24 protein-coding genes are annotated in these 23,446 nt (G+C 42.3%); 7 read left to right on the forward strand and 17 right to left on the reverse strand.

The features are described 5' to 3' along the window. Positions 1–52: 52 nt before the first annotated feature. The 6 genes from EV213_RS07180 to EV213_RS07205 form a co-directional block, all read right to left on the reverse strand. Positions 53–1,396 (reverse strand): ABC transporter substrate-binding protein, encoded by a 1,344-nt coding sequence (locus tag EV213_RS07180; protein ID WP_133579826.1) that lies wholly within the window; start codon positions 1,394–1,396, stop codon positions 53–55. 9 nt (positions 1,397–1,405) lie between these two features. Further along, on the reverse strand, positions 1,406–2,299 hold the full coding sequence (locus tag EV213_RS07185; protein ID WP_133579827.1) for a carbohydrate ABC transporter permease: 894 nt from the start codon (positions 2,297–2,299) through the stop codon (positions 1,406–1,408). A gap of 21 nt (positions 2,300–2,320) precedes the next feature. Next, positions 2,321–3,196, reverse strand: coding sequence for a carbohydrate ABC transporter permease (locus EV213_RS07190; protein WP_133579828.1), 876 nt, complete (start codon positions 3,194–3,196; stop codon positions 2,321–2,323). Positions 3,197–3,316: 120 nt separating this feature from the next. Then, entirely contained in the window at positions 3,317–4,315 is a 999-nt protein-coding gene (locus EV213_RS07195) for a Gfo/Idh/MocA family protein (protein ID WP_133579829.1), read from the reverse strand. Then, on the reverse strand, positions 4,312–5,154 hold the full coding sequence (locus EV213_RS07200; RefSeq protein ID WP_133579830.1) for a sugar phosphate isomerase/epimerase family protein: 843 nt from the start codon (positions 5,152–5,154) through the stop codon (positions 4,312–4,314). Before EV213_RS07200 ends, EV213_RS07195 begins: the two co-directional genes overlap by 4 nt. A 24-nt stretch (positions 5,155–5,178) precedes the next feature. After that, entirely contained in the window at positions 5,179–6,378 is a 1,200-nt protein-coding gene (locus EV213_RS07205; RefSeq protein ID WP_133579831.1) for an ROK family transcriptional regulator, read from the reverse strand. 308 nt (positions 6,379–6,686) lie between these two features. Between EV213_RS07205 and EV213_RS07210 the strand changes: the two genes are divergently transcribed. Further along, positions 6,687–7,010, forward strand: coding sequence for a helix-turn-helix domain-containing protein (locus tag EV213_RS07210; protein WP_133579832.1), 324 nt, complete (start codon positions 6,687–6,689; stop codon positions 7,008–7,010). Positions 7,011–7,247: 237 nt separating this feature from the next. Here EV213_RS07210 and EV213_RS07215 read toward each other — a convergent pair whose 3' ends face one another. The 4 genes from EV213_RS07215 to EV213_RS07230 all read right to left on the reverse strand — a co-directional run bounded on the left by EV213_RS07215 (position 7,248) and on the right by EV213_RS07230 (position 11,938). Next, entirely contained in the window at positions 7,248–8,450 is a 1,203-nt protein-coding gene (locus EV213_RS07215; protein WP_133579833.1) for a glycoside hydrolase family 53 protein, read from the reverse strand. A gap of 16 nt (positions 8,451–8,466) precedes the next feature. Further along, positions 8,467–9,588 (reverse strand): glycoside hydrolase family 53 protein, encoded by a 1,122-nt coding sequence (locus tag EV213_RS07220; protein WP_133579834.1) that lies wholly within the window; start codon positions 9,586–9,588, stop codon positions 8,467–8,469. A gap of 491 nt (positions 9,589–10,079) precedes the next feature. Beyond that, on the reverse strand, positions 10,080–11,300 hold the full coding sequence (locus tag EV213_RS07225; protein ID WP_133579835.1) for an MFS transporter: 1,221 nt from the start codon (positions 11,298–11,300) through the stop codon (positions 10,080–10,082). A 74-nt stretch (positions 11,301–11,374) separates the two neighbouring features. Continuing rightward, positions 11,375–11,938: a GNAT family N-acetyltransferase gene (locus EV213_RS07230; RefSeq protein ID WP_133579836.1), complete on the reverse strand. Its 564-nt coding sequence runs from the start codon at positions 11,936–11,938 to the stop codon at positions 11,375–11,377. A 193-nt stretch (positions 11,939–12,131) separates the two neighbouring features. Here EV213_RS07230 and EV213_RS07235 point away from each other — a divergent pair, with 193 nt between their 5' ends. The 3 genes from EV213_RS07235 to EV213_RS07245 all read left to right on the forward strand — a co-directional run bounded on the left by EV213_RS07235 (position 12,132) and on the right by EV213_RS07245 (position 14,095). Then, positions 12,132–13,016: an aminoglycoside phosphotransferase family protein gene (locus EV213_RS07235; RefSeq protein WP_133579837.1), complete on the forward strand. Its 885-nt coding sequence runs from the start codon at positions 12,132–12,134 to the stop codon at positions 13,014–13,016. Continuing rightward, a complete protein-coding gene (locus EV213_RS07240; RefSeq protein ID WP_133579838.1) occupies positions 13,013–13,417 on the forward strand; it encodes a hypothetical protein in 405 nt (134 codons plus the stop codon). The genes EV213_RS07235 and EV213_RS07240 overlap by 4 nt, the downstream gene beginning before the upstream one ends. Before the next feature lie 138 nt (positions 13,418–13,555). After that, on the forward strand, positions 13,556–14,095 hold the full coding sequence (locus EV213_RS07245) for a hypothetical protein (RefSeq protein ID WP_133579839.1): 540 nt from the start codon (positions 13,556–13,558) through the stop codon (positions 14,093–14,095). Positions 14,096–14,404: 309 nt separating this feature from the next. Here EV213_RS07245 and EV213_RS07250 read toward each other — a convergent pair whose 3' ends face one another. The 4 genes from EV213_RS07250 to EV213_RS07265 form a co-directional block, all read right to left on the reverse strand. Continuing rightward, the gene (locus tag EV213_RS07250; RefSeq protein ID WP_133579840.1) at positions 14,405–14,794 is read right to left on the reverse strand and encodes a hypothetical protein; all 390 of its coding nucleotides are present in this window, start codon (positions 14,792–14,794) and stop codon (positions 14,405–14,407) included. A gap of 387 nt (positions 14,795–15,181) precedes the next feature. Next, positions 15,182–15,391 (reverse strand): YwbE family protein, encoded by a 210-nt coding sequence (locus tag EV213_RS07255; RefSeq protein WP_133579841.1) that lies wholly within the window; start codon positions 15,389–15,391, stop codon positions 15,182–15,184. A gap of 312 nt (positions 15,392–15,703) precedes the next feature. After that, the gene (locus tag EV213_RS07260; protein WP_133579842.1) at positions 15,704–16,573 is read right to left on the reverse strand and encodes a DMT family transporter; all 870 of its coding nucleotides are present in this window, start codon (positions 16,571–16,573) and stop codon (positions 15,704–15,706) included. A gap of 120 nt (positions 16,574–16,693) precedes the next feature. Further along, the gene (locus EV213_RS07265) at positions 16,694–17,635 is read right to left on the reverse strand and encodes a GNAT family N-acetyltransferase (protein WP_166639200.1); all 942 of its coding nucleotides are present in this window, start codon (positions 17,633–17,635) and stop codon (positions 16,694–16,696) included. Positions 17,636–17,883: 248 nt separating this feature from the next. Between EV213_RS07265 and EV213_RS07270 the strand changes: the two genes are divergently transcribed. Beyond that, entirely contained in the window at positions 17,884–18,408 is a 525-nt protein-coding gene (locus tag EV213_RS07270) for a P-loop nucleotide/nucleoside kinase family protein (RefSeq protein ID WP_133579844.1), read from the forward strand. A gap of 69 nt (positions 18,409–18,477) precedes the next feature. After that, positions 18,478–18,870 (forward strand): (deoxy)nucleoside triphosphate pyrophosphohydrolase, encoded by a 393-nt coding sequence (locus EV213_RS07275; protein ID WP_133579845.1) that lies wholly within the window; start codon positions 18,478–18,480, stop codon positions 18,868–18,870. A gap of 422 nt (positions 18,871–19,292) precedes the next feature. Here EV213_RS07275 and EV213_RS07280 read toward each other — a convergent pair whose 3' ends face one another. From EV213_RS07280 to EV213_RS07290, 3 genes are all read right to left on the reverse strand, one after another. Further along, complete coding sequence (locus EV213_RS07280) at positions 19,293–19,973, reverse strand: hypothetical protein (RefSeq protein WP_133579846.1); 681 nt, start codon at positions 19,971–19,973, stop codon at positions 19,293–19,295. 78 nt (positions 19,974–20,051) lie between these two features. Beyond that, complete coding sequence (locus EV213_RS07285) at positions 20,052–21,281, reverse strand: MFS transporter (protein WP_208112720.1); 1,230 nt, start codon at positions 21,279–21,281, stop codon at positions 20,052–20,054. Positions 21,282–21,554: 273 nt separating this feature from the next. Further along, complete coding sequence (locus EV213_RS07290; RefSeq protein WP_166639201.1) at positions 21,555–22,601, reverse strand: serine hydrolase; 1,047 nt, start codon at positions 22,599–22,601, stop codon at positions 21,555–21,557. A 246-nt stretch (positions 22,602–22,847) separates the two neighbouring features. On the opposite strand from EV213_RS07290, the gene EV213_RS07295 reads away from it, so the two are divergent. Further along, on the forward strand, positions 22,848–23,324 hold the full coding sequence (locus EV213_RS07295) for a DUF1572 family protein (protein WP_243740016.1): 477 nt from the start codon (positions 22,848–22,850) through the stop codon (positions 23,322–23,324). Positions 23,325–23,446 lie beyond the last annotated feature (122 nt).

Here is a 23,446-nt window from a genome sequence, read left to right on the forward strand (position 1 = left end):
TTTTTTCTGTCCCATTTATTTAGGTTAGTCTAGACCTTACTCGTTTTCTACATCATTGATTGTTCGACCAATTCTCCGCACGCTGTTGCAAATCGGTTAAAAAAGCTTCCTTATTAGGGGCATTGCCGTTGTATGCATTGCTTAGGAATGTGTTAATCGCTGGCACAATATCGCTTGCAAAGAAAGGATTCGCTTCATCCAACAACAACGTTTTTGAGATTTCGGCAATTTCCATGGCTTTTTGTGTATAGGTATCATTTTCTAACACAAAATCAGCTTCGGAAAGCGTTGGTGTAAGCATAAAATTCTCATACCCATATTCCTGCGCTTCTTTCCCAGCAAGAAACTTCAACACTTCCCATGACGCCTCTACATTTTGTGCATCTTTCGCCATAATGTAAGGGTCTACCGCCACCCAACCTTCACCGTTCGGGCCTAGATTCATGACGGGAATGAACCGGTCAATCATCGTCGTCTCTCCCGTTTCACGATAATGACTCGTTGCCGTAGCGCCAGTACCATCCAATACGATCGCTACATTGTTATTTTCCGTACCAAAATTCTCGTTTCCCCCACCATTAATAAAAGCTGGTGGCATATACGGCACTGCTTCTTCCATCCATGAGAGAATGTCTACAATTTGCGGAGAGTTTAAGTTCCAATTGATTTCCCCAAGATTGTCTAGTGTGCCTTCAGCACCTTGTGCTCCAAAGTAATGGGCAAGTGCAACAAACGTAGAGCCATTCAACGCGTTTCCGCTGTACCATAGACCGTAATTTTCTTCGCCCGTCACTGGATTTGTCCCCGTCATTTGACTCGCCTTTTCTAGTATTTCCTCAGGGGTAGGATTTTCAGATAAATACTCCACGTCCCACTGATCAAACAACGTTTTATCATAAACTGTCATGCGCCTTCCGAGCACAGCAGGAATACCAAACTGTGTTTGTTGATCAAACGATTTCGTACTATAGGATTCATTCCAAGCACCATCTAAATAAGCTGCTGGATCGAACGTTTCATCCCCTTCAATAAGGTCATTCAGTCCTCTAATCAATCCATCTTGATAGTACACAGACGCGAACGCTCCACCTGTATAAATTACATCAACGTCACCCGATTGGAGCATTGAATTGATCTTTGCTCGTGCATTTTCCCAAGGAACTGTCGTGAGCTCCAACCTTATATCTGGATGATTCGGATAAAACGATTCTTCGAGAAACGTGTTCAAGCCTATCGTTTCTGCCCCAGTAATCGGATCAATGCCATCTTCTAATGCGCGACCAGCGAGAGCGACCCGAACTACTTCAGCGTCTGGGTTTGACGTTTGGTTAGAGCTACACCCCGTTACGAACATAACAAATACCACACTTAGTAATAATAAAACTCTCATCATCATTCGAACCCCCTATGCTTTTATTCCTGTCTGGGCAATGCTTTCGACAATATACTTTTGGAGCAAAAAGTAGACGACTAGAACGGGTAGTAAGGACACTGTTGTCGCTGCCATAATGATGGATGGCAGGTCACTATTCCCCTGGTTATACGTGAACATGGCCATTCCTAGCTGAACAGTGTATTTATCAGGAGTTTGCAATACAAGCAGTGGCCATAACAGGTCGTTCCACACGGCAAGAAACTGCAAAATAGCCATTGTTGAAATAATCGGTACACATAGCGGTAAAAAAATGCTGAAAAACACACGGAATTCTCCTGCCCCATCAATCACTCCTGCTTCTCTTAATGTGCCAGGCAGCTGATCAACAAAGGCTTTTGTTAAAAAGGTTCCAAATGCAAAATTGAGTGCCGGAAGATAAAAGGCGAGGTAATTGTCTAACAGGTTCAAGTTCGAGAATAATAGATATTGTGGAATCATAGTAACCTCAAAGGGGATCATCATGGTGCTTAACGCGGCTACCAATACAAATGTTCCGCCTTTAAAGCGCAGCTTTGAAATGGCATATCCCGAAAAAGTAGCGGAGAGTAAACTAACGAAAATAACGCCTGCCGAAACAAGAACTGAATTCATCATGTATTTCAGCAGTGGCACATTTGTAAATGCCGCTTCGTAAGGCTTGAGTGAGAACTCCTCTGGCCAAAATCGCGGAGGAAACGGAATATTCAGTCTTGCAGACCAGTCAAAGCTCGTCATCAGCATCCATACAAAAGGGACAATCATCGTAAGGGATCCTATTAGGAGGATCGTGATCAAGATGACATTTGCTCGAATCACCTTTTGGCTTCGCTTTGCTTTTATGTGTTTATATGCCTGTGTCTCTAGCGGTTGACTCCTGGCGTTCATGAACTCACCACCTTTCAATCATTATTTTGTTTGATCTTTATTCAATTTCATTAGGATTAAAGTCAAGACGAGAATAATCAAAAATAAAAGATATGTTGCTGCCGTCCCGACACCCATTTGCGAAGACATGAAAGCATTTCTATAGATGTAGAGGACCGATGTCATTAAGGAGCCCCCGGGGTTCCCTGCTGATCCCCCAATAAGCCAAATATCTGTAAAACGTTTCATCCCATTGATCGTCCCAATAATGACCATAAACATGAGGACCGGCCGCACATAAGGAATCGTGACATACCACCATTTCTTAAAGAAATTTCCTCCATCAACTTCAGCAGCTTCATACAGTTCTTTAGGAACACTAGTTAGTGCTGCCAGAAAGATAATCGTGTTATACCCGAGCATCCCCCACAAGGTCATCAAAACAATACTGAATCTTGCGACATTCGGATCGGTAAACCAGCCGATCGGTTCAATGCCCACCAATGAAGCCACGTAATTTAACAGCCCTTGCTGATCTGGGTAAAACAACAACGAAAACAAGATACTCGTCGCGACGAGCGATACGACGTTCGGCAGAAAATAGACGGCCTTGAAAAAATTACGCCACCGAGGAAAATTGACGTTGTAAATCAACGTTGCCAAGATAAAAGAGAGACTTACGCCAAGAATGACAGAGAGCATACCCATGTAAAGTGTGTTCCACAGTGATTTCCAAAACATCGTGTCATTGACAACATACGAATAATTTTTAAGCCCTACCCATTCTCCATTTTGTAAAAAACTCATGAAAAGAGAATACACCATAGGGTAAACGGCGAATCCCAAAATCCCTATCAGTAATGGTAGAGAAAAAATCCATCCTACCCAATCCGTTCGCTTGAGACGGAATGCACGCATACTCCTCACCTCCTGAACGTTTTTACTCGTTCCTCACCTGTTCGTCTATGGTTGTCGTTCGGTTGTATACTTCCCTGTGGTCGTTGCCTACAATAATGACTGATTCCTTAAAACCTCCTGCTACAGAATTTTTGATTCAATTGCTCTATAAGCATCAATTTGAATGGGTTTTGCCGTGTCACTAGAATGATTGGCAGCCAAAGAGGCGAGAAGTGTTTCTACGCCATTATTGTAATCTGATAAAATCTTCGATTGGTCTTCCGTTTTGACCGCATCTATAAAACAGCGATCCTGCGCCTCATAAAAATTGACCTTCGACGTGTAACGAACACTTTTCCCTTCTTCAATAATGCTCGCATCCGCCCCATCTATAACGACCCGAAACTCCTTGCCAAGGATCTCAATACCAGCTCGGTGATCAGGTTGTGTAAAGGAACAAGCCATTTGCCCGATACTTCCCGAACTGAACTTCATCTGAACCGACGTTACATCAGGAATGGAGATGTCAGGGATATCGTTCATTAAAAGCAGATCCATATTCGCATAAATGTCCGTAATCTCTCCGCCAAAGTAACGCATTAAATCCAACGTATGAGTGGCTTGCTCGACTAATTGTCCACCTGATTTACTCTTGTCCCGATACCATGGCGTTTGCACAAACCGAGTCATGTAATGACCACTAATCATTGCGATGTCTTTGTTCTTTAAATACTTTTTGACGAGGGCTACCGTATCCAAATACCTTAAGCAATAACCTGTTGCATGAATGATGCCCGATTCACGTATCGCCTCAGACTTTCTAAGCGCTGTTGCAACATCGAGCGAAACTGGCTTTTCAACCATTAGGTGAATTCCCTTTGCGGATGCGTCTTCCTCCATGGTGCCGTGAGCAAACGGGGGCACGCATATAAACAAGGCGTCTAGCACTTCATTCTCCAACATTTGTTTACTATCCACATAAGCCTGCGCGTTGTACGTCGAAGCGGATCGCTGCACATTTTCCTCTGATATATCACAAACAGCAACGATGTCAGCATCCTCATTTGCCTCTATGCTTCTTAGATGCACAGATGCAATTCCTCCTACACCAACAAAGCCTACCTTTACCTTCTTACTCATTTGACTTCCTCCTCTTCTACACTTTGAAGAATGGCATCCATATGACGTAACGTATCCTCGGGAAGTGTTCTTGATGAAAAAGTATGCGCTGGAATTTCCGCCGTTAGGACATCATCATAACCAATCTTTTTAAGCGCTTTCATTACTGCGTGCCAATTTACATCCCCAGCGAGCAAAGGAACAAATCCATTAATATTCCCGACAGCTGTCTTAAAGTCTTTGACATGAACCTTGGCAATGCGATGACCAAGAATCTCAATCCATTGTTCAGGAAACCCAAACTGCAACACATTGCCGACATCAAAATAAAAGGCGGCTTTCGGGGAATCTAATTCATCCACATAGCGAGCCGCTTCTAAAGGGGAGAGCAAAAACTTGTTCCACACGTTTTCAATCCCTAGAAAAATGTTATGCTCTTCAGCATGTCGTAAAAGTGGCTGCAACGCCTCTTGGCTTTTAAAATAACACTGGTCGTAAGCCATATGTGCAGTTACTGCCCCAGGAACGACGAGCACAGTATCCATCCCTAATTCTGCCGCTAGCTCTATTTGCTTCATCACGATCTGTTGCCCCTTCTCCCTTATGTCTCTATCCTCCGAGACAATGGGGTAAGACCATAACATGCCTGTTGATAAACTTCGTAACGTTAAGCCGTTGGCGTCAGCCATAGATTTTATGGCCTGCGCTTCTCCAACGGTCGTATCGATCGTCAGTCCTTCACCGCCCGATTCATATAGGTTTAACTCAATCGCATCAAAGCCAGCATTCGCAGTCATTGAAAATACTTTAGATAAAGGGGTTCCTTCTGGAAAACACCATTGGTTCAACGCCTTCAACATTCGAGTCGCCTCCATGACTTTTCACTAGAGTGTAAATCGGAACTTCTCTTGCAATAAAACAGATGCTGCACCAAGCATTTCAAATTCTTTACCTAATGTAGTCAATCTCACGTCCATTCCGTCCGCTAATGTACGGAGTGTTTGTGTTTCCAAATGGGTTGCCACCTGATCAAAAAGTGAAGCGTTTTCAATTAGAAGTTCTCCACCAAGAATAACGACCTCAGGGTTAAAAAGATGGACTAGATTCACTAAACCTACTGAAAGATATTGAGCAACTTCGTCGTTAATCGATACTGCAAGAGGGTCATTCTCTCTCAACGCCTGTCTATAGTGCACAAGGGAAATCTTCGTTACATCCCCATTTGCCATATCGAGCATTTTCGATGATGTGCCTCTACTAAGAGAAGAAAAAATGCGCGTATGTATGACTGGCCAACTTACATAGTTTTCTAAACATCCTCTACTTCCACATTCGCATGAATCACCATGCAAATCGATACTGGTATGACCAAATTCTCCTGACCCACCACTTCTTCCACGATAAATATCACCGTTGACAATAATGCCTGCCCCAACCCCGTCACCAACTGTGACATAAACCATATTTTTGTATGAATCAAGGGAATTGAAATTTTTCTCTGCTAAAATGAATGCATTTGTGTCGTTGTCAACAAATACAGGCATCCGAAATCGTTCTTCCAACATCTTTTTAATCGGAACATTCACTAAATTCAACTTAGAATTCAAGCGTATAATTCCTTCATCCGCATCAACGACGCCCTGCACGATGACGGCAATCCCCGCACAGTTTTCCACACAAGACGTTTGCGAGAGAAAATTCGTTAACAACGCTATGAGTCTTTCAATAATTGGTTGGCCAATACAACGAATAGGTTCACTTATTTCTCGTTTTACGGTCGCTTCCAAATTCATCTCTGTGATTCGGATGGATGATTTTTTCAGAGAGACACCAATAATGCATTGTTGATCAGGAAGAAATTGTACTAATCTTGGCTTTCTCCCCCCACTGGAGTAACCGACTCCACTTTCACCGACAAGACCTTCTTGAATGAGCTCATGAACTGCCGATGATACTGTGGTAGGACTTAATTGATGTTTTTTAGAGATATCTGTGCGCGATGTTGGTCCATGATGGCGAATTTCATCCAGAATGATTGAGCGATTAAGCTCTTGGATGAGCTTTAAATCACCTGTTCTTCTCAAGCAATGATCACCTCAATGTTTTTGCAGTGGAAAATAAAAGTATCGCTTCGAATAGACGGAATTAAGCTTTCTGTGTTGTGAATGTTAGGTTGATGTAGGTTACTTTTTGCAGTGGTTGTATGAAGATCACAGGATGAGGATGATACATTGAATGAGTGATGCGTTTAGCAAACACAGTAGGAATAATCAAAATATTATCATCTAAAATTATATTGTCAATACATAAAATAATTATTTGCGATATGAAAAGCATTGAAGATCATGCCGCTCTAGGTATGAGAGATTTATAATAAAGTAGGTGATAAGATATGGAAATCGGACAAAAAATACGGAATTTGCGATTGGCCAAAGGACTAAAAGTGACTGAATTGGCTAAAAAAGCCTTTGTGACACAGCCCTATATAAGTGACATTGAGAAAGGGCGTACCATGCCTTCCTTGGACAAACTGACTCTCATTTGCAACGCACTTGACATCTCACGCGCGGAATTTTTCGGAAAAGAATCTGAATTGCCACCAGATATCCTCCGTTTGCTCGAAAGCCTGAAACAGCTAACTGAAGAAGAACGATTGCATTTATACGGATTTATTGAAGTGATGCTGCAAAGAGGCAAGGGGACAAAGTATAGCTGATGTAATGTTAAAGCACGTCCGAATTGGTGTGGTAGAACGCGTAAAGAAAAATGACAGATTAGTTAAACGAGTACGTACTCATAAAACCATCCTCAGTGTACGCTCATTTTCCACCTCATCACAAACGCAAAAAAAACTGTCCCTCCCTTCCAAAGGAAGAGGAACAGTCTACAAAATTAATATGTTTTACGCTCTGTGAATAACGAGCATATTTTTGCATGAAAAGGTTACGCTTCCTCAGCGCCCTGGACTCTCATCCAAGACATCAAGAACTTTAAGGGCATGCCCTGAGAAATCAAACCACGTCTGATTGTCCCAAGCGTTTGATGGTGCTCCGGTGTCATTCGTGTACGCTTTTCCAGCGTCTGTCGCCCAGTGAGTATCTCCACCTACAGGCTGCCATGTCGGTTCCCACCAGATGAACCCTCGGCCACGGTCATCTGGAACATTATGAATCACGTTTTTCAGATCACGGATAAATTCAACTTGCCCCTGAGGTGTTGCATCATACCCACCGACGGCTTCTTCGTTTTTATAAAAAATATTGCCCAAACCGTCTCCATCTGCAAGCGTGAAGGCATAGGCCGTTTCTACGATGAGGACGTCCTTGTCGTATCTTTGACTAATGTCATTCAGGTTCGCTTGAAGCTCACTCATCGTCCCGTGCCAGTATGGATAATAGGACAACCCGATAATGTCGAAATCGACATCAAATTTAGTGATGTTATCGAACCACCAACGGTACAATCCATTGTCTCCTCCATGGTCCAAATGCAAGATGATCTCTGCTTCTTGACCTGCGGGCATCGCATCGTGGACAGCTTGTACACCTGATTGAAGGAGTGCAGCCAGTTCAGCAAACCCTTCTTCGCCCCCAGTTAAGCGTCCCTCTGGCCAGAGCATGCCAGAAGGGATCTCATTTCCTACCTGGACCATGGCTGGTGTAACTCCCTCTCTGTTCATCGTTTCAATCACGTTTGATGTGTACTGATACACACGCTCGACTAACTGAGAGTGATTCAAACCCTCCCATGCTTTTGGCTTTATTTGCTTTCCAGGATCTGCCCAGAAATCACTATAGTGAAAGTCAAAAATGACCTTTTGTCCATTGGCTTTCGCCTTTTTTGCTAATTCAAGCGTCGTTTGTAGATCGTTGGTCCCCCCACCATAAGGATTGCCTTGTGCATCATACGGATCGACCCATAATCTCAGTCTGACGTAATCCACGCCATGGTCTTTTAATATTTCCAATGCGTCCTTTTGAATGCCTTCATCGTAAAAGCGAGCGCCAATGTCATCAACCTCTTTTAGCATGGAGACATCTGCACCGATGATAAATTCATCCGTAGCAGCATTCACCGAGGATGGAAGAATGGCTGGCAACAAGACGACAATACTGAGGACAATACCTATCATTATTTTACGGAATTTATGATTCATTAGACGACCTCCCAGATTATTTAAATGCTTTCAAAGAAGGTAATGCGTTTCCGTTAAAATCAAAGAGACATTGGTTGGCCCAATTGTTACCTGGCGCTGCAACATCATTGCCGTAAAGCATACCTTGATGACTCGCCCACGTTGTGCCTTTTACAGGCAACCAAGCAGGTTCCCAATACACGATGCCAAGCCCCGCTTGATCAGGAATATCTTTTAACATCGTCATGAGGTCTGTTAAGAACTTTCTTTGCCCGTCTACTGTCGCTGGATACCCAGCTTTTTCGGCAAGCTCTTGATTGAAAATACTTGAGCCACCTGGAGGATCTTCTGCTGTAAAACCATAGGCCGTTTCCACCACAATCGTTGGCTTTGAAAAGCTTCTATTCACGTTTTCAATATTCGCTTTCAACTGCTCCATTGACCCATGCCAAAAAGGATAATAGGACATGCCAACAATATCAAAATCAACTTTTCGACGTTCCATCTCTTCAAACCATCGTTGATACAGCTTGATTGCCCCACCTGCGTCTAAATGTAGGATGATTTTGGCTTGACTAAGAACCTCTCTCGTCGCACGAACTCCTGCTTGGAGCAGCCTTGCACAAGCATCATAGGCGGTACGTTGGAGATCTTCTTCCATATCCTCAAAGCGATCTTCTTCAGCAAGATACTTCGGGGTTTTCCCATCAGGCCATAAAAGGCCATTCGGAGTTTCGTTACCAATCTGTATGTACTCAGGAGCAACCCCTTCATCAGCAAGCGCGGAAAGCACTTCTTTTGTATAAGTATACACTTTGTCTTCCAGAGCCTTCCCTTGTAACTCTTCCCAACCTTTGGGCTTTTTTTGTTTCTTAGGATCTGCCCAAAAATCACTATAGTGAAAATCCAATAAGATGTTCATGTCTTCACGTTTCGCCCTTTTTGCCAGCTCCAATGTGACGCCAAGGTCATTCGTACCGCCCATATACGGCTTTCCTTCTTGATCGTACGGGTCCACCCATAACCTTAGACGAATCATGTTAATACCATTGCGTTTAAGAATTTGAAAGAGATCCTTTTCCATTCCGTCCTCATAAAAAGTACCGCCACACTGCTCAACTTCCTTCAAGGTTGAAATATCTACACCTTTGATAAACATTGCTTTTCCTCTCCTTGGTTACCATTTTCCACTCTATCTGTGACCCCGTAATGATATATATCAATATGCTAGGGATAGCTACTAGTACAGCTTCTGAAGCAAATTCACGTTCTTGGTTGCGAAGGATCTAAATTAAATTAATTAATTTAGTATGCATCACCAATGCAGTCCCTGATTAGGCATTAGGGGTCGATCGTGAAATCGCTTCCATTTGTAATTGAGCTAATATATCAAGGTCCCTCCTCTCTAATCTTACGCTTTAAGATATTCGCCATGAGGTTTCAGTAAAATATTTTAGTTAAATCGTTAAACTATGTACATTTTATCACCAATATTTAATTTGTAAATAAATTAATTTGCACAATCCTTTAAATAGTTCTAATGACACCATTGTCTAAATCAGGTTTGAAATGCGCGATTCATGTAACTATTCTGTCCATCAAATACTTTTTCTGATTCTGCTATCAGACGTATGTGCTTGGAGAAGAGCTTTAATCCTTTGCTACCCTCATCAACCCTGCTTTACGGTCTAAATAATGTAGCCATATCGGCCCAATTAGAATCACTGCTGCAAGAAATAAAAAGGGGCTTTTGTAGCTATTTAATACATCGACAGTAAATCCAAAAAGCGCTGGAGAAAACACGATAAAGAGTTGATTTAATGTTAAGCCAAAAGCGACTGTTAATGCGATCGCTTCTGGTCTTGCAGCCTCTGAAAGTAGGACGATAAATAAACTAAACCATCCCATACCAAGAAACCCCAAAATAAAGCATAAACACATTAGGGCGACGGCATTTGGATTGTCAGGTAAAAATGCAAAAAGCACCAATATCACTGAGGTTAGGCAAATGGTTACTTGCAGAGGCTTCACACGGTTTCCGCCGAAATAATCACTGATCCAGGAGATGGCTACCCTTCCGATTAATCCACCAATCAACGCTATGCTCAAGAACACCCCTGAACGTGCAAGTGACATGTTTAACCCGTTATTTAAAAAACTCATCAAATGAGCCACTATAACTAACTGAACAGAAACCATTGAGCATCCTACAAAAAAGACCGGATAAAGGGATTTATTCTGTCTTATGGTTTTAATTTTTTGCATAAAACTTGTTTTTTTATTGCTAGTTTCTTTCTTTTGACCAATGTCTCTGTAAATGAGTAAAAAAACAACGCCCCCAGCAATGGCAACAAATGCTTGCAACACTAGAGCCCCGTTTAGACCATAGATCGCAAACATCGCCGGAATTGTCATAGAAGCAAAAGCTCCCCCTAAAGGAATTCCCATTTGCCTAATTCCCATAGCTACTCCTCGGTTGTTATGGGGGAACCATTTGATGATAGCCGAACTTCCTCCTGGCTGAGCTGTACCGTACCACACCCCAACAAAAAGCAGGATCAATAACAAGCTATAAAACCCTTGAGAAGCGGATGCCAGTAAAGTACTTAATCCAAGGAAAATGGCGCCCATACCGATACTCCATTTTTCTCCATATCGATCCATGAGGTCACCAAAAAACATCATTGAAAAAATAGGACCCACATTGACAGCAGACACAATTAGACCAGTTTGAAACTGAGTTAGTTCCATGGAATCTTGATAAACCGTTGCTAGCGGACCCATACCGTAAGTGACAAAGGTTGCACATCCTTGAGCTAGCGTAGCTACGAATAAGATGACCCATTTAAAATGTTTGCTTTCTGAGACCATACAACCTCCTACAAGGAAGATGGAGTAAAATCCAGGCACTAACCATTTGCTCATTACCTGGATAGATGCCGCAGCTATTTCACGATGGAATAAATATACGTATCCCTAAGCTCTTTCGGGTTCGTCACGGCAACACTCTCATTTTTTAGAATAGCATCTACTGTAAAACCTGCTCTTTCTGCCACGGAACGACTTTTCAAATTCTTAGCGTCACAGCGAATTTCGACGCGCCGCGCATGGAGCGTATCAAAACAAAATACCGAAAGTCCTTTGACCATTTCCGTTACATAGCCTTTTCCAGACCATCTTATGTCGACCCAGTAACCGATTTCGAAGCGGGGCACCTCCCAATTGATGCGATGAAGTCCGGTTGACCCGACAAGCTCCCCGGTCTCTCTATGAAACATGAGCAAGCGCAAATCTGTACGATTTATAAAGTTCGCTATCGCTTCGCGGAGATTGATCTCTGTCTCATCGAGCGTTTGGTCATTTTGCATAAACGGCAGCCATGGGGTGAGCTCCTTTTTCGATGCTTGCATCGCATCATACACGGCCTGCCCATCTCCCAGTCTTGGCATTCTTATATGTAAACGTTCGGTGTAAAACTCTTCTGGGACGTCCTGCAATATCGGATTCATTGTCATCACTCCACTTATTAAAAGAATATTGCTCCTATTTTACGACGAATCGACCTTTAAGTAAACGAAAAAATGGTAGTATAAGGAACAACAATAATCCTTTCATAAGGAGTTGATCGTCATTTGTCTTCGTCACCTGTTTGATCCACCTGCAGCCGTCCACCAAAAACTACATACGCTTGGGGATCAAGGAATGAAGTGGTTAGCTGGTCTGGAAAGCCTAGTCAGCAGTATTGAAGAAGACTGGGGTATCATTGTTAAAGAGCCACTTGCTGGGGGCTCCGAAGCTTATGTGGCAAAGGTTCTTTTAAAAGATGGCATACCGGCGATTCTTAAGGTGGGCATGCCTGAAATGGATGGAAATACCGTGCTGACTCATGAAGTGCGTACTCTTCAGTCAGCAAATGGACAAGGCTATGCTCGTCTCCTTCAATACAATTTAGACAAAAGGGCTTTATTAATCGAAAAATTAGGTCCTCCGCTTTCGGCTTCAGGTTTTTCGACAAAAAGAAAGTTGGAAACGATCTGTATGACTTTAAAAACGGCTTGGAGTAATTCTCCTTTTCCTTTAGCAGAGCTCCAAGAAGTTGATTCATCACCCGCAGATTGGTTTTCCGGTTTCATTCCCTCCATGTGGAAAAAGCTCGATCAGCCTTGCAGCAAGCAAGTTATATCTACTACAGAGCGTTTTGTCAAATCTCGTTCGCAAGATTTTCAGCCTGATGAAGTGGTCCTTGCACACGGCGATGCTCATGAAGGCAATCTATTAAAAGACCCTACAGAACAAACCAATCTATCCTACAAGCTTATTGATCCGGATGGTGTTGTCGCTGAAAAAACCTATGACCTTGGGGTATTAATGCGCGTTTGGCCGGAAGAACTGCTAACTGACCCTTTTCACCTTGGAGAAGAGCGATGCCGCCTCTTGTCTACTTACACAGGCGTCAAGCCACAAGCAATATGGGAATGGGGGTTTCTTCAATGTGTGGCAACGGGGTTGTTGTTGGGGCAAATGGGGCAAACGAAGGCGAGCCAACAATTATTATCTATTGCAGAGGCTTGGGCAATGGACGCATGATTCATTGGATAAGATCTCTTACAGCTATTATAGGTATCGTTCTAGCCTATGGCATCGGAGCTCTCGGATATTACGTGGGCGATCAATGGTTCTTTGATCGGCCTATGGCAAATGATGATTACCGGTGGATGCTCATGTTCATGAGTGTTTTCTATCTCTTTGTCATGCTGCCAATCACGTTAGTGCTTTGTTACCTAATGGACCGATGGATTCAGCCATTTTTACGTAAAGTCGTTTCAATCCTCCTCGCATCACTTTTGGCCAGTCTTAGTGTCCCTCTTGTACTGTTAGGAGACCTGAGCCTTCTTGAAGCGAAGCGGCTGTTGTTCCTATTAATGCCCGCAGGCTTTGTCTTAGGATGCACGTATGTTTGTTTCATGCGCTGGATTCGTAACGAATGAACATGACAACTAAATACTTTAATTCCTATAAAAACAATTTATGGATTATAAAGGTATGTTCAAGGGTATGTATTTGTTATTGAAGTAAAAATACAACAGGAGAGAAGAGGATTTTTAATGAGGAGATGTGCATTATTCATGATGATTTTCTTTGTGATCGTGGTGGCCGGTTGTTCTGGCGAAGAGGCTGCGACCAATGAAAAAGAAGAGCAAGACACAAATACTAGTGGGTATACAACAAAAACAATGACTCTTGGGGAGCCTGTTATTCAGAGTAGTACACTTGGAGAATATGAAATGACAATACACAGTGTAAAAAGCATTGAAGTTCCTGAGGATCTTAAGTCTGAAGGCTTGGCAGCTAGACTAGTTTTTGACGTGAGCATTCAAGCCATCGATCCTAAATACAGCAACAGTGAGATTATATTTGATGACTTTATCGATTCCAGATTGTATATAGCAGGAACAGAAGAGAGTATTGGTGTTCATGGCACTTGGGCACACCCAGAAATAATAGACCTACCTGAAGAATTGATCACTAAGGAAAAACCTGTTGATGGCCAAATGCTCTTTGGTGTTATAGAAGAGGTTGAGGACTACCAATTGATTTTTGGAGAGGGTTTAGAAGCTGCCACGGATAAGCTAGTGCTTGAGTTTTCCCATGAAGAGATTCAATAACGTGTGTAAGACTAATGGAAGGTGCGATCAGCAACAGTCGCACCTTTTATCAATAACAATGATTTGCATTTCCCGATATAACTGGGTAAACCTGCAATTCAATGTTGGGGTTGCCTTTATACAAGCTGCCATACGCTCGCTTTTACCCTAAAAGGAATAAGCGCAACATTGATTCGAAAAGACCTCATCGTGTTTTCTGTGCCGCTGTGGTCTCCTTAGTGGATACTTTTAACAGTACATTCATTTTTTATGATGTAGCATGATTTGTGATTTTTGCACTGCGAAAGTTGTCTTAAAAAGAAATAATTCCTAGGATAAAACAATCAATAGACATAATATGAAGGTGATTCCTGATAATGGCGTCATTATAAATCTCTCTTTTTTACTCCGTGATAGTAAGTTTGCTATTGTGTTTAAACCAAGGAAAATGGTTATCCCCCATACGAATATGTTTGTAGGTAAAAAATTCAAACCATTTATGATTTTAGTATGTTGTAGTAAAACAAAACCCATAAATAAGAGAATCAAAGCATTCATTGCACTCACAACACGTAAATTTATTGGTAAAACTCTATGATATCCCCCCATTGCAAATTCACCAAAAGGAAAACCAAGTGAAAGCAGCATTTGAAAAACTGATACGGCCACACAAATAATGACTACAATAACAGATAGTATGTTGATAATATCAGAGTCCATTGGGCTTCCTCCATGTATAAAATCTTTGAATGATCCTGTCCACCTGCATTTCAAATCGATAGTTAGATTGAATTTATTACCTACTTCGTACCTTTAAACAAGGCACATACTCAATCTTTTAATCTCTGATTAATGAATATACTATGTATAGAAGAAGGATATATGCTCATATGTTGAACAAATATCCTCATATTATTAGTCTATTTGAGTTTAGGGGATCGACTGAACGACATAAAAATGCACCCTAGTTGTTCCCCTACTTACGCAAAGGTTCGAAATAAAGAGGAAACGATAAAATATATCGCAATCGCTGCAAGAAAAATCAACAAACGCTTTTTCATAAATACCCCCTAACTGGTTTCTGTACAACTCCTTTTTGACAATGACCTATACGATCTGTTTGACCCTTCCAACAAAGCCTTCACTGCCCTCTAGGCGGACTTTGATGCCATGGGGGTGAAACGAGGACTTCGTCAAGATGTCTTTAATCTTTCCCCGTGTTAACTTGCCCGAACGTTGGTCTTTTTTTAACACAATATCGACTGTGAGCCCAGGTGACAAATGCTCACGATGTTGTCCTGTAGCTGGTTGACTCATCAGGTCACTTCCCTTCTATTCAATACCTTCTCCTCGAAAATTCAAAGAACTTGCTTATGTACCCAGTACAGCGATCCACAAACTGTCTATGTTTGAGCTTACAATGGCGGGAACCGTAATGCAACCTAAGGTCTAACTCCGTTTTTTCTGAAGCTATTCACCTTAGATAACGCCAGGCAAGGCTGATTCGGTCATTCATTCCGTATGATTGCATGTAAATAGCTCCCAATCAGGACTGACCGTTGCCGTGTCAGCCTGTTTTGGGAGCTTCCATTATTGGCTAATTGCCTCATGTGGCTTGTCCTAATTCAGTCACTCTACCGCTGGCTTACGAAATTGGAACAAATACATGAACACACCGGCCATAATGAACATCCCGCCAATCAACTGCATTGGCACGAGTGTTTCTCCTAGCAGAAGCACGGCTAGCAAGGTCGCTCCTACGGGTTCTCCTAAAATGCTCATTGATATGGCCGTCGTATTAATGTGGTTGAGCAAATGGTTATAGATCACATGCGCAATTGTTGGGAAAATAGCCAGCAGCAAGAAGATGCCCCATTCCTGACTAGGATACCCGGTCAAAGGAACACCTGAGACCACGTTGTATACTAAAAGGGCAATCCCAGCAAACAGAAAAACGATGAAGCTGTATACCCAATGGGAAATTCCCTTGACCTTTTGCTGGCCAATCAGTAGATAGCCCACCACAGCGATGACACTCAAAAATGACAACAAGTCTCCAAGCAGTGCTGCTTTGCTGATTCCAACGTCTCCCCATCCGATCATGACCACACCAAAAATGGCAAGACCAATCGTGAACAATGTCGCGAAGGTCGTCTTTTCTTTATACAGGAGATAGGCGCCAGCGAGGGCAATTAGCGGCTGTAAGGCCAAAATAATCGTCGAGCTGGCAACCGTAGTGAGCTTTAACGATCCAAACCAAAGGGCAAAATGCAGCCCTAAACATACGCCAGCCAACGCAAGGAACAGCCAATCCTGACGAGAGAGCTTGTTCACATCTCCTCGTTTCTTCCAAACAAACGGCAGCAGAAATAGACAGGCAAAGCCCATCCGATACATACTACTAATGGTCGCTGGAGCGTCTGACCATTTCACGAAAATGGCCGCAAACGATATGGCAATCATAGAAACAATCAATAAAATTCGTACAGATGCGTTCATGTTGTCCCCCACAGATGTCTACTCTTCTGATGTTCATTATAATACGAAGGATTTTTATTGCTCAATCTTTTTTTTCTGTAATTTTACCTTGCTTTCAATTATTAGATCAGATAAGAATATTTATTTCCTAAGCATTTCTTCTGCTTCTGTCAGAACGATCCCATACCGTACTTCTTCACTGTTGAGCTCGAAGCCCATGCCTTTATAGAGCTGCAGTGCTGATTGATTGGTGGCACTTACCTGCAATTCAACGGTTGTACATCCGAGCCCCTTTAAATAAGCGATGGCTTCTGCTAGCAAGTATTTGGCCAAGCCTTGTTTTCGCCACGGCTCTCTGACAAGCACCTCTTCGATAACGCCCTCATCACCATCTTTATTAGCCCAAGCCATCGCACTGGCGACAATCGTTTTGCCATCACGAATTGTGAGAGCTTTCCAAGCAGGGTTGCTTTGCAACTCATTGAGTCGATCCAAAGTGAGTGACGCATTCGGCCAGATCTCCTTATCGATAGAAAGATAAACTTCCCTCTCAGCTGGAGTGTCCATGGCCCAACGAGAGAACACATAGGACGTCGCGAGCTCAATAGCAGGCGCAGGAGCTGATTCTTCACGGAGCATATTGAATTCACTCTCAAAGTATGTAAACCCTTTGCTTTTAAAATACGTGTTGTTGTCTGTTTCTGTTTGCCCATTGCCTACACAGAGCTTTGTATTATGCTGATCAGAAAGGGATTGTTTTAATTCGAAGGCACGACGAACGAGTGGATTGTAGAGACTATCTAGAAGCTCCGCGTCACCTTCTCGATCAGGAACCGTTTTTAAATTGATGTAGATGAGATGTTCGGACGCCTTGGAGCTATTATCGTCAGCTTCGTGAAAGACAGCAACCTGCCCTTTGGCCACCATCTTTTGGCCTTCAAATGCACAAAAAACATTCTTCCAATTCTCTTCTGGTCCTACCCACCAAAACACCGCTTCAGGCGCTGCCGTTACCGCATGATAAAGCTCACCTAACGCAGACTCATCTGTGGCTTTATACTGCCGTATTTCTGTCGTTTTCATCGTAAGTCCTCCATGAATTTTCTGAATACTACCTACAAAGTAGCATACCATATATCCCCATATTTTAAGCTATCGTTTTTGTTTTTTTCAGAACTTACAAGAATATAAGTTAACACCACTATACGACATGTCTCGACACGGTAAATATGCTAGCATCAGAGAGGCATAGTCTTTAAGCTATAACTTTGTAGTGTTTTTATGTTTTTGAAATCAAAGGGAGAGTCCAAGTTTAAAATGGAGGGATTGCGGTGTTTTTTCTTCAAATGTCAGGCTTCTCAGGGTCAGGCAAATCGACCTTAGCGAGGGTGATCGCTAAAAATACTGGAGCCCTTGTCATTGACCATGACATTGTCAAAACTGCCCTATTGGAATCTGTTGAATTTGATAGTGATGAGAAAAGCATTGGGAAAATAGCTTATCATATTGAGTGGTCATTAATTGAATTTCATCTAGCTAACGATAAGGAAGTTATATTAGATAGTCCTTGTTTGTATTCGGAAATGATAGAAAAAGGATTAGACCTCTCGGAGAAGTATGAAGCGAGATACAAGTATGTTGAGTGTATGTTGAATGATTTTGAGGAGATTAACCGTCGACTTACGAAACGTCAGCGTAAGTTAAGTCAAATTGAGCACGTGGAATCCGAAGTAAAACTACGAAAAGGAATTGCAAAAAGCAAAAAACCTGATGCCTTACAATATATTTCTGTAAATACGTCCAATCCCCTTAAGCATTACATAGATAAAGTCATGGATTACATTAAAGCAATTTAGTTTATTTAGCCTAAAGGTCTTGTTCCACGTGAAACATGCGACAATAATTGAAAAGGACTTGTGAGAAATATGAATGAAATTCATGTTGTTGGAGCTGTCATCCAACGAAAAAACGGGGAACTACTATGTGCCCAACGCTCTGAAACAATGAAGCAACCGCTTCTGTGGGAATTTCCGGGAGGTAAGGTTGAAGGGAACGAAACTCATGAGCAGGCATTGGTTCGTGAAATACGTGAAGAACTGAACTGCATGATCTCCGTAGGCCAATATATCACGTCAAGCGATGTTCAGGCAGCGTCGCCAAAGATTGTGCTTCACACCTATCTATGTGAGCCAACTGAAGGGGAACCTACCCCGTTAGAGCATAAAACCGTTTGCTGGCTACGCCCAGCAGATCTACAAACGCTACAATGGGCTCCTGCCGATATTGATACGGTGGATTGGTTGATGAAGAGGATCTAAAAATTTCCCTCTTCATATCAATTGCTTTTCCACAATATTAAGATGCTTTATGATCAATAAATTTAATGATTAATTTATAATCGATCGTAATTAATGAACCGAAAGGAGCCTTTTCATTGTATTCGTTCATCACTTTATGCATGCTCTTCTACATCATCCTTGTCACAAGCGGTGCGTTAGGGTATTTTGCTTATAGGTTATCGCGGCATCATAGCTTAGGAATGCTCGTAGCCACAATGCTTGGTATGCTAATGGGAATCGTTATATTTTCATATTCCGCTCCATTAACTTTGATTGCTTCTATCCTTGGCGGCATTACCTACATACTACTAACTAAAAAGGACTTAAAGGAGAGCGAGTCCGATGAGTAATCACCTCTCTTACTCCGTTAAAGTCCTTTTTTCAATTTTTCATCTTACATCTTACATCTCTCCATCGGCGTGAACCTCAATCTCCACCTCGCCTGAAGGCAATTGATCATTACCTAAAAACAAATAGCTCCACTCTAACTGCTTGAGCTCCTCTAAAGTTAATGTGCTTAACGAAAGCTGTTGTTCAGCGGCTTGAAAAAGCACTTGAAACGCCGTGTCCGGGATCGCCTGTTGCACATAGTACATTTTGTTGGTGTGGGCATCTTTTATACCCGCTGCAAGTGAAGGTTTGCCTTCCAAGTGAAGATTAGAAGATAGCAACGTCCAAGAGGTGGTCGGGTTTTCAATTCGAAAGAAGGTCAGCTCATAGGCTGAATCCAAATCCACCTCCGACCCAATGAGCTTTTCGTTTCCAAACATATGAAGCTGACTTGGGTACAAATCGACAGTCACATCCATACTTTGTTCCGTACCATCCAGGTCTAGTGACAGTGTGGCTTTGTTTTCTTCATAGGCGAGTTCCATTGCATTTACCTTTTTCACAACAGCCTCCCCTGTCGCAGTTTCCACGGGCTGACCATTTTCAAAGAGGATAGCATCTGTCGGTTCCAAAAACAGGATGGTTGGATTGGTGATCGGCTTCTTCTCAGCAAAACTAACCGTCAAAGTGAAAACACCTGCAATGATCAGCACAACAGCCATTAAAGAACTTCCTAGCCATATTTTCTTCATCTCCTCCACCTTCCCTATTCTTTTACGACTTCTAAATTCTTCCTCTATCGTATCATTCATACAAGATAGATAAAACCCTCATTCTTCCAAATTCACCTTTGGCAATCTTCTAAGGTTTTGAAAGCTGAGCCAATAACACGCAAGAAAAAGAAAGGTGACTCCATTCATTACAAGAATGATGTCGCTCCCCATCCATTCTCCTAAAACCCCACCAAGCAAAGCACCCAATGGCGTGGCTAACACAATCAAACTGTTGATAACAGCAGCAACACGCCCTACCAGGTGCCCCGGTGGCGTGGTCTGAAAGTAGGAAAAGAACAAAATATTTGTCGCGCCTACTGGTACAGAGGCGAAGAAGAAACAAAGAAGCACAGCAAATAACGCTTCGTCGCCAACAACAGGAACCGCAAGCCAGCACAGCCCTGTAAGAGAGTAACCACCAATGACCGCCTTCCCCATTGCCATTCTCTCCGCCACAAATGAAGACAGTAGCGTGCCAACGAGCATTCCACCAGCTAGTGTCGCCATCATCCAGCCATACACATCTGGGCCACCAAGTGTTTTGGCGAGCGCAGGGAACACAACCAGAGTGGCACTATAGGCGGCGTTTATGAGCATGAGCGGTAGGAGCATGTTCAATATCTTTGGCTGGGCTACATAAGCAAGCCCCTCCTTTAGCTCGCTTCGGTAAGTGCTGATCTGCTGAGAAAACGTCATTGCGGTTGCGACAGTCTGTTGCCGGGGCAACTTCAGGCCAGCATACAAAAACACCGCGATGAAAAACAAGATTGCATCGATCACATACAAGCTTACTGCACCTAAAAGCACAACGAGAACTCCAGCGAGACTATTGAACAATAGCTCTGTCCCCTGCCCAGCAGCGGCCATGGCAGAATTGGCTTTGACAAGCTGGTTTTTCACTACAATCTTTGGCAACAGCGCACTCTCAGCTGGTGAGTGAAACAACTCCATTGTGGTGATGAGCGGCATAAGCACGAGTACACCCCATACATTCAATGAGTCTGTCACATACAACAACGGCACTATGAGCAACAAAAGGCCTTGGAGCAAACTTGTCGTGGTAAACACCTTTTTCAGCGAGAGCCGATCAACGAGTGGCCCGACAAACACTGTAAACGCCTCAGGCAATAGGGTAAGAAAGCCCGCAAGCCCTGAATAGAAAACAGAGCCTCCTAAATCATACGCCAACCACATCGCAGCGATATAATACACACTATCGCCAATATTGGTGATGAGACGGCCAAGAAACAAGCGAACAAAATTACGGTTATGACGCAATGAGCACATAAAAAATCCCCCTACAGATTGGTAGTTTCCGTCTGCAAGGGGCTCAAAGCAAAAGGAGCGTAAGCATGTCGCCATGCTCGCGCTCCCGATGCGTCCTAATCAAAAGATGATAAGGGTGAATCCACAGTTCCGCAGTCGGTGTTTAGCTGAAATTGGACAGACCTCTCCCGTCTTTCGCTAAACCCAACGTCAGAACTACAGATTCATTCATAAACCCTTTCACCTCTTCTTTTCCTAGAATTGGCATTACTTTAGCATGGATGGGTTGGGGTGTCAATCGTTCGTTCTAGAGGGAGACTGCACAATGGGGGCTGAAGGCACTTCCTTAATCACTTGATCTCGAAAGGTCTCATCCTCCATAAATGATGTCAGAAACTCTCGATACACTCGATTCAACCAGAGGATATCTAACCCTTCTTGATCGTAAATAAAAAAGGAAAAAGCAACCGATTTTTGAGATCGTTGCCGGTACACAGTGGAAGTCAAAATAAATTGTGTTGACCCGCCCTTATACCAAAAACGATATGAATCATGTCGAGACTCAAGAGTTCCCATGATATCGTCCAATAATTCTTTCTCCTTGCTCGACAAGTGGTCAGAACTTCCAAGGAAATCAATAAATCGAGCGTAATTAGAACTAGTTGAAGCAGGTAATTTTGCCGATATCTCTCTTTGAATGGAACGATCTGCTATGACACCAAGATGAGGAAAAATTGTTTCCACCTCATTGCTCTTAGCTTTGTCATGCAAGTCAATTGCCAATGTTCTGAGTTCATCGGACGACATTTCATTGATCCTCTTTCGAATTTGCTTTGTAGAGAGCTTCTCTTCTATATGTAAATAGCTTGGAATTAAGAACAAGGACAATGGGAGAAGAGGCGTATGATCATTCAGATGGTACTCGTGGAGCACTGCATTCAAGCGAGCCACACCAAGTCGTTCATGCATGTACTCCGTGCATGCATTTGAACTGTAGGTCATCATTCCTTTTGCAATTTGTTTAATCGATACAACAGCCTTAATCTTCTCTTCATCCTTCCAACGTTTATGAGCACCACCGTCCGTGTGTTCATAATAAAACAAATCAACCGCGTGGCTGGGCACTTCTTCATCTAATGAAACTTCCCCTTCTTTTACAGCTCGAACAAACGCGACTGCATAAATCAATTTCACCGTACTAGCTAAAGGGAATAGAGCCTTTCCGTTATGATCTAATGTAATTTGCCCATCCTCAATCCTTGTCATTGACCATTTTTCAGGATGGTTTTTCATAAATGTAATCACATCGTTTTTTGTCTTGAACCTATCTCGACGAATCATAATAAAAACCCCCGTCGCAACAATTAAACAGACTGCGATGATAATGAATGCTATGATATTCTCATCTCCTACCATTTTTATTCTATTCCGAACGATTTAAAGTTGCTTAACATTAAAAACTATTTTAGATTTTAAAATGTAGTGTTAACGTATGTAGCGTTGTAGCTACTTTTTTATTACCCCGACTTTCTAACTAAACGGATAATTTAGTATTTGCAGTGAATAATGATATTGCAAGGAGGGCTTATGTTGAGTTACGACTTAAACAGAGAATGGTTAATTAGTAAGTTTGAAGAAATACAGTACAGAATATTAAAAGCAATTGAACAATTGGATGATGATCAACTCAATTGGAGACCTGATGATTTGAGTCATAGTATATCAAACTTAATTAAGCATATAGAAGGCAATACGAATGAAAAAATTAAAAATGGAATTTTGGGAGGAACTGTTGCCAGAAATCGAGATGACGAATTTAAACATACGTATATATCAAAAACAGAATTGATAAAAATGGTTACCACGAGCTTTCCATTAGTCATAGACACTGTTCGTACGATGCCTGAACAAACGTTTGAACAACGTCAATTAGTCAGGAATAAAGAAGTAACAAACCTTGATGTGTTACTTCAATGTACCGCTCATTTTTCCGAACATACGGGACAGATATTATATATCGCGAAAATGTGTTTAAAAAACCAGTACATCTCCACATCTTTTTAGTTGGATCACTAGCGTTGCATTAAAAGATACTGATCATTAAAAATACAAAGAATGTTCAATAAACAAGTCGTTATACAATGAAAAAACCCTTTACAATGGAGGGAGAGGTGGTCACCTGTCCA

The organism is Aureibacillus halotolerans (assembly GCF_004363045.1).
Classification (GTDB): Bacteria; Bacillota; Bacilli; order Bacillales; family DSM-28697; genus Aureibacillus; species Aureibacillus halotolerans.